Genomic DNA, 8,295 nt, shown 5'->3' with positions numbered 1-8,295 from the left:
GTAAAAGGTGCATTTCTTCGAATGCTTACACTGCATCCATAGATGCAGTATCACCGCAACCATAAATACAGCAACGCTGCAATCATAGATACAGCAACATCGCAGCAGTTAACCACTTCAAACTACCTATAGGTAAATATACAATTACTTATAGGTAGTTGAAGAATTACTTATAGGTAGTTTACCAATTACCTATAGGTAGTTTGAAATGACATTACAGCCCATCCCCCACTAATATCCCACTCATCTCACCGTATGAACCATTATGAACTTGACAGCTATTAACAGTCTTATTACTTTTGTAACAAATTTAATTCGAACGTATGAAAACATATCATCAACTTCTGTGTGCAACCATGCTTGCACTGTTTGTGGCAGGATGTTCGTCCGATCATACGGATGAAGTACCGGAACCCGAGTCTAAGAAAATCCCCATAACCCTCAGTTGCGGCATCACTGCGACCTCTACCAAGGCTACTGATACGGGATTTGAGACTGGCGACAAAATCGGACTTTATGTGGTGAACTACAGCGGAGGGGTGTCGGGACCGCTGCTTAACGCCGGTAACCATGTGGACAACATGCGATTCACTTACGATGGTACGTGGACTCCGGCCACACCTATCTACTGGGAAGACGAAACTACTCCGGCCGACTTCTATGGCTACTATCCTTATAGCAGTACGCTGACCAACGTAAAGGCAATGCCTGTCGAGACACTGGCCGACCAAAGCACCGAAGCCAACTACAAAGCCAGCGACTTTCTGTGGGGCAAGACGCTGAATGTGTCGCCTACCGAAAAAGCGGTGGGGCTGACCCTTAACCACGTGTTCAGTTGCGCCGTAGTAAAAGTGAGCGCCGGAAACGGATTCACCACCGAAGGACTGGAAGCTGCAAATGTGAGCGTGAAGCTGAACCAGGCTGTATGCCAGGCCACACTGAACCTGCAGGACGGCAGTGTAACTCCCGGTACACAGAAAGAATCTGTCTCTTTCCTGCGCGGCAAGAACAACGAGTTCAAGGCACTGGTAATCCCGCAAAGTATTCCGCTGGCCAACAACCTGTTCACCGTAACCATTGACGGGCGTGACTTCAACCTGAAAAAGGAATTTACTTTTGTCGGTGGCAAGCGCCATACGTTTACCATCACCGTCAAGAAGACCAGCAACGGTATCAACGTTGATATAGGCGACTGGACAGATGATGGTGAGGACCATGGTGGCGTGGCAGAATAAACAGAACAAACAGAATAAACTTAAATAGAACTCATATATGAGAAACAACATCATTCACAGCTTGGCTATGCTAATGCTCGTCGGGGCACTGGCATCGTGCAACGATGACACCTTCGGTCCGAACGGATCGCAGGAGGAAAACAGACGTCCCATCGTTCTGTCCGGAGAGATAGAACAGGTAGCCGTGACACGTGTCAACGACAACGGTTTCTGCGATGGCGACGAAATGGGTGTCTACATCGTAGACTATCAGGGAAGTACACCGGGTACGCTGCAAAACAGCGGTAACCGCGGCAACAACGTGAAGCATACGTTCGACGAAGCCGCCTACAAGTGGAACTCGGCTTACGACGTCTATTGGAAAGACGATCATACGCACATCGATATTTATGGTTACTACCCCTTCGGCTCGCCCGAGGATGTTAATGCCTATGCTTTCGAGGTGAAAAAAGACCAGTCTACCACTACCACCAGCAACGAAATGGGCGGCTACGAAGCCAGCGACTTCCTGTGGGGAAAGGCTGCCGACGTGGCTCCTACGGAAAGAATCATCCGTCTGCCTATGCGCCACCGCATGAGTAGCCCGCGCATCACGCTGACCGAGGGCGATGGTTTTGCCGAAGGTGAATGGGCCGGACTCGAAAAACAGGTATTGATTAAGAACACCAAGCAGAAGGCTGTCATCAACCTGGCCGACGGAAGCGTCAGCGCTACAGGCGAAGTGAGCCCTACCGGCATCATCCCTTACGTAAAAGACAACGTGTTCCGCGGCATCGTAGTGCCACAAACCATTTCGGCAGGCACACAGCTGTTCAGCATCACCGTCAACGGTGTAGTCTACAACTTCAGCAAAGAAGAAGCCTTCACCTACGTCAGCGGCAAAATGCATAACTTCACCATTCAGGTGAACAAAAAGGAATCGACAGGCGAATATACCTTCAAACTGGCAGGTGAATCCATCACCGCCTGGGAGAACGACGACGTGTCGCACGATGCTACCATGAAGGAATACATCGTCATCAACTCTACAGCCGGGCATCTGAAGGACTCGATTACGGCTGCAAAGAAGGATTACAGAAAATTGCAGAATCTGAAGATTACGGGAGAAATAAACTCGCAGGACTTCTACTTCATGCGTGATTCGATGGATGTACTGCAATCGTTGAATCTGAAAGAAGTAAGATGTTTACATGGGCAATTCGGAGGCCGTGGAGGAGGTTTCCCTAATAATAGTTGGGAATACGAGGATGACATCATCCCAGAAAGTGCCTTGAATGAAAAAGCATCATTACTCCGTTTGGTTTTACCAGACAAATTACATAAAATTGGGGATTGTGCATTTAGAAGTTGCGTCAACTTAACTGGAAGTATTAATATACCAGAAGGAGTTACTCATATTGGAGCTAGTGCATTTTTATGGTGTAATTCATTAACAGGCTCATTAACATTACCAAGCACTTTGGAATATATTGGAGGAGGAGGAGCTGTAGATATTGGTGGTGCCTTTAACGGATGCAACTTTACATGTGAGCTTAAACTTCCAAATAATCTGAAATACATCGGGCATCAAGTGTTTGGAGATCAAAATGCCAATGGAAATATTGGATTCTATGGTAATCTGATATTACCTGAAAAGCTTGAATTTATTGGTGATTTTGCCTTTGCTGGATGCAAAAACCTAACTGGCAATCTTAAAATTCCCCAAGGGGTAACTTATATTTCACAAGGGGCTTTTTGGAACACAGGATTAAACGGGACGTTAGAACTTCATGAGGGTATTACTAGCATAAGGGAATACGCTTTTGCCAATTCTCCACTAAAAGGAGAATTAGTATTACCCAAAAATCTTGTATCATTAGGAGAAGGTGCTTTTTACGGTTGTGATTTTTCTGGAGAACTAAAAATTCCTGAAAAAATAGCATCCATAGGAGATAAAGCATTTACAAACAATTGGCGTTTAACAGGTATTATAGAATTTCCTGAAGACTTACAAACTATCGGTGCCGGAGCCTTCGCCAAGTGTCGTGGTATCGAAGGACTTGTATTTCCTGAAAGTCTGGAAAACATCCGTTACGAAGCCAGTTACTATGAAGAAGGCGGTGCTTTCCAGGATTGCTTTGGTATTGGTAGCATCGTCTGCAAGGGTTCAATGCCTCCTTATGTACAAATAGGAGCTTTTAACGGCGTAGCCAAAGACAACTTCACCCTTGAAGTACCGGAAAGTGCCATTCAGCAATATCAGGCCGCACCGGGTTGGAACGACTTCAAACGCATTGCCGCCCATCGCGAGCTGGTATGCCGACCCAGCATAGCCAATGCTATCAATACCGAATGTACCCGTACGCTGATTGTTGATGCGGAAGGCGACTGGATAGTAGAAAGCAAGCCGGACTGGTGTACGCTATCGCAAAACGAGGGTAGTAAAAAAACTGAATTAACACTGACCATCCATCAGATGTCATCGGGAAGCCCCATGCGTAGCGGAGAAATCGTGTTTAAGCTAAAAGACCAGGACTATCGCCACAAGTGTACCGTATCGCAATACGACTACATCTATGCCGAAGACGAAATCATCAACCTGCAGAAAGCCAGCAAAGGCAATAGGGGCGGCATCAACCTCGTCTTTTTAGGCGACGGATATGACGCCAAGGACATTTCGGACGGCAAGTATATGAAAGACATGCAGGATCAGGTAGAGAACTTCTTCGGCATAGAGCCGTACAAGAGCTATCGCGACTATTTCAACGTCTATACAGCCATTGCTGTATCACCGGAAACGGGTATCGGTACGATCAACACCATCCGCTACGCCAAATTTGAAACGACGTATACCGGCGGCGTAGGATTGAGATGCGACTACGATGCTGTCTTTGACTATGCACTGAGAATGCCTACCGTGACGACAGAGAATCTGAAAGAATCGCTCGTTATTGTGGTGCCCAACAGCACCGATTACGGCGGCATCTGCCAAATGTGGGAAGACGGATCGGCCATTGCATTCTGTCCGCTCAGCACGTATGGTTATCCGCTCGACACACGCGGAGTGATCCAACACGAAGCAGGTGGACACGGATTCGGCAAACTGGGTGACGAGTACATCTATCACAATGCGTTCATCGATTTCTGTGGGTGTTCTTGTTGCGGACATGTCGATGCTATCAATTGGGCCAAAGCCCTGGGATGGTACGAAAACCTGTCGCTGACCGGCAAGATGAACGAAGTGCCCTGGAGCCAGCTGATATTCGACGAAAAATACAGCGACTTTGTCGACATCTTCGAAGGTGGCTATATGCACAGCCGGGGCGTGTTCCGTTCGGAGCAGAACAGCTGTATGAACAACGACATCCCCTACTACAGCACCATCAGCCGTATGGCCATCGTGAAACGCATCAAGCAATATGCTGGCGAAGAGTTCAGCTACGAGGACTTCAAAGCCAACGACGTAGTGAGCAACGATGCTGCTACTCGCAGCTTCGACAACTTACGATACAGTGGAGGAAGTGTGCACAACTACCAGCTCCCGCCGAAGATTCACAAAGGCAGTCCGCTGGGCAACAAGAAAAACAAATAACGTCATAAACCTACTGATATGAACAATAACAAGTTACACCATATACTGGAAGCAGGACTCCTGTCAGTCCTGCTGATGGTGGGAAGCGGATGCAGCGACAACGAATCGCCGCTACCAGCTGCCGAAGATGAGAATGTGATGACTTTCAACGTCATGCACCCACGGCAAGCGGTTGCCGACTCAAGGGTGACGACTACAGCCTTCGAAAGTGGAGACCGGGTCGGTCTGTTCATCACCCGCAAAGATACCCCACTGGAAGTTTCGGGCAACTACGTAAACAATGCCGCCCTGACTTTCGACGGGAGCCAATGGACAACCGAAAAGCCCGTATACTGGGATGGAGGCACTTACAACATCTATGCGTACTATCCGCAAATGAAACCGGTAACTTCGGTGGACAATCTGCCTTTCAGCGTGTCGACCGACCAGTCGGCCGAAGGAGAATACGAAGCGAGCGACTTCTTATGGGCCGGTCAACAGAACGTCAGTGCGAGCAATTCACCTGTCAACCTTCAGTTTGCCCACCGTATGAGCCGCATGCTGATCCGACTGGTCAAAGGAGAAGACTTTGAAGGCGAACTGCCGGAAAATGCTGAAGTATATATCCACAACACGGTGCCCGAAGCCACCATTGACCTGAGTGCCGGTGTAGTGACACGCTACACGTACGGCACCCGGCAAAGTATACAGGCCAAGAGTCTGGGGAACCATACCTATTCGGCCATCATCGTTCCCCAACGCCTGGACAACCGTCAGCCGCTGGTGGAGGTCATCATGAAAGGAGTGTCTTACCTGTACGAAAGCAAGTTTGTCTTTAAACCAGGCATACAGCATTCCGTACAATTGGTTGTTTCTAAAAATCCGGAGCAGATAAAGATTGAAATAGGAGGAGAGTTGGAAAATTGGGACGAATAAAGTTGCATTAACTGGTAGGGAGATGCCATCCTTTCTTTTCTCATTTTTTATGGGAAAAGAAGGATAGGCATCTCATTTTAAGTTATCTTTGCCGTCACATAACGATGTAAAACCATGCAACAAACCAATCCTATTTTCCATATTCTTTTATCGAGCTTATCTGTCTGTGTTCTTTTCCTGTCGTCATGCCACCATTTGGATACCGATCCTGTTGAGGCTCTTCCGTTCCGTAACGATGGAACAACGTGGGGGTTGATAGCCACCGACGGGACCGTGTTACAGCCTGCCGGAAGCTTCGAACATCGGCCATCGGCCGTTGTAGGAGGCATGTTCAGTCTGGCAAATGAAGAAGGACGTCTCCAACTCTACAGCCTGCACGATCCTGCACATCCCGTCAGCCAACGCAGCTTTGTACGCATCGGACATTTTTTCGAGAACGTGACACTTGCTCAGGAGGAAACAGATTCTCCGATTCTGCTGATAGACAAACAGGGAAACAATGTAGCCTCGACGGCCCAATATCCGCAATATGACATCGTACTGATGCATAACTTCAGCGAAGGTCGTGCACTGTTTGCCACAGGCAATGGGAAATACGGATATATGGATACACAGGGGAACATCGTTATTCCACCCATTTACGACCGGGCATACGATTTTCACGAAGGCCTGGCACTGGCCGGCAACACCAATAGCCAGGGACAGAGCGGCTACCTGCTGATTGACAGGAACGGAAAGATAAAGACGGCCATCCGGCTGTCCAACTCGCTGCTCGATGCCGGACTGTCCGACAGCCGTCTTCTGTTCTGCGAATTGGGTACCCGTCACTTCGGCTACCTGAACCGGCAGGGAGAACCGGAACTCTATCTGCCCGAAAAGTTTCGCCTGGCATTGCCATACAAGAATGATATGGCTGTGGTAGAAACGGAGGAAGGACAGGGCGTTATCGACCGCCAGGGGCAACCCCTGATTCCGAGCATCTACGACAAAATACACCTGACTAACCACGGGCTCACAGCCATATGTAAGAACGGGAAATGGGCAGTGGTCGATCCCAGAAATCAGGCAGCTATCCAATTTCAATACGATTCCATCGGGCATTATTACAATGAAGGACTTGCCGTAGCCCGGCAAAAGGGACGATACCTGCTGATTGATACGGAAGGGAATCCGCAGGGAAATATGACTTATAATGTCATCGGTGAGGAGCAGACTGCCAGCCGGTTGTGTCCGCAGCGTTTCCTGATAGAACGTCCATCGGCCGGAAACAGCATGAAACTGCAATCTGAAAGCATTGAAGACAAGCAGGGAAATGCGCTCCCAGACACAGACCTTGCACAAGCATCCGGCAACCATACGACGGAACCCACAACAAAAACCTCCAGCCATATAGCCAGTCAGGACTGGAGGAAAGTAAGCGAACAGCATCCGTTCTACCAGGAAGCCATCAAAGTGGTATCGGGCAAACTGGACGAAAAGGATGCAGGGAACAGACAGATGATACTGAACTACGTAGAGCATCTGCGTACTTCGTATACGACCAAGGACATCGACTTTCTGGAACAGCTGTTCAGCGAGAACGCCCTTATTGTGGTAGGCACCGTGGTACACACGTCGCAAAAGGAAACCGGCTACCTGTCGCCTGCACAGGTCGTCTACAACGTTAAGAGCAAACGGCAGTATCTGGACCGTCTGAAACAAGTGTTCAAGGCCAACCGCAGCATCGACGTGAAGTTCAGCGATTTCCACATCATGCGCCATCCTACGGTGAAAGGTATTTACGGAGTCAGCCTGAGACAGAAGTACCGGTCGGACATCTATGCCGACGACGGGTATCTGTTCCTGCTGTGGGACTTCCGTGACGAAACAGCCCCGAAGATTCACGTACGTACCTGGCAACCCCGTATGCAAGCTGACCATACGCCACTGCCAGAAAACGAAATATTCAACATCAATAACTTTAACCTGCAATGAAACGTACTTCATCCGTCCTACTATTCAGTCTGCTGCCGGTCCTCCTGCTGCTTTTACCTACAGGAAGCACCTTGGCACAGGACTTTACCGTACGCCATTTCCGTATATTGCCCAATGACATTTCAGCCTACATTGACCCGGTGCGCGACCTGAACGATGAAGCCTGTGCCCTGATCAAAATAGTAGGTGACAAGGATTTTGTATTCTCCTCTCCTCTGGGCATCGTAAAACGTAAAAACGATGTAGGAGAAATCTGGTTATACCTGCCCAAAGGCAGTGTGATGATAACCATCAAACATCCGCAATGGGGCGTGTTGCGCGATTATCGCTTTGCGGCACCGCTCGAATCGCGTATGACTTACGAACTGATGCTGACACCGCCACTCGGATATCAGTATCCGGTAGAAATGCCAACGCTTGAAAAGCGGCCTGTACTGCCCGACACCTCCCTGTACCTGGCTAAGCATCTGCCACCGCTTCCGCCTCAACGGTCCCGCCGGCCACGGGAGCCCTGGCGCAGGCTTATATTGCTCAACGCAGGTATACAGGCCGACGGGCCTTCGGCCGGACTGCGCCTGGCACTTATGCGGCGACACGGTG

Annotated in this window: 4 protein-coding genes and 1 pseudogene; all 5 read left to right on the top strand. The window is 49.1% G+C overall.

The window, feature by feature from the left end; all coding sequences use genetic code 11:
* Positions 1-323 precede the first annotated feature (323 nt).
* Positions 324-1,235, top strand: a complete 912-nt coding sequence (locus QVP67_RS13455) for a fimbrillin family protein (protein ID WP_022164083.1) — start codon at positions 324-326, stop codon at positions 1,233-1,235.
* 37 nt (positions 1,236-1,272) lie between these two features.
* Positions 1,273-4,806, top strand: coding sequence for a fimbrillin family protein (locus QVP67_RS13450; protein WP_022164082.1), 3,534 nt, complete (start codon positions 1,273-1,275; stop codon positions 4,804-4,806).
* An 18-nt stretch (positions 4,807-4,824) separates the two neighbouring features.
* A complete protein-coding gene (locus QVP67_RS13445; protein ID WP_022164081.1) occupies positions 4,825-5,721 on the top strand; it encodes a fimbrillin family protein in 897 nt (298 codons plus the stop codon).
* Between the two features lie 114 nt (positions 5,722-5,835).
* Positions 5,836-7,695 (top strand): WG repeat-containing protein, encoded by a 1,860-nt coding sequence (locus QVP67_RS13440; RefSeq protein WP_022164080.1) that lies wholly within the window; start codon positions 5,836-5,838, stop codon positions 7,693-7,695.
* Positions 7,692-8,295: pseudogene (locus QVP67_RS13435) on the top strand (hypothetical protein); the annotation flags it as partial. The gene QVP67_RS13440 and the pseudogene QVP67_RS13435, both read left to right, overlap by 4 nt.

Origin of the sequence: Bacteroides sp. CAG:633 (genome assembly GCF_000435115.1) — a bacterium.
Taxonomy (GTDB): domain Bacteria; phylum Bacteroidota; class Bacteroidia; order Bacteroidales; family Bacteroidaceae; genus Bacteroides; species Bacteroides ndongoniae.
This window is presented reverse-complemented; position numbering and strand designations above follow the sequence as displayed.

Coding starts and splice junctions, on each gene's coding strand:
- QVP67_RS13455 (WP_022164083.1), top strand. CDS start 324: ATGAAAACATATCATCAACTTCTGTGTGCAACCATGCTTGCACTGTTT.
- QVP67_RS13450 (WP_022164082.1), top strand. CDS start 1,273: ATGAGAAACAACATCATTCACAGCTTGGCTATGCTAATGCTCGTCGGG.
- QVP67_RS13445 (WP_022164081.1), top strand. CDS start 4,825: ATGAACAATAACAAGTTACACCATATACTGGAAGCAGGACTCCTGTCA.
- QVP67_RS13440 (WP_022164080.1), top strand. CDS start 5,836: ATGCAACAAACCAATCCTATTTTCCATATTCTTTTATCGAGCTTATCT.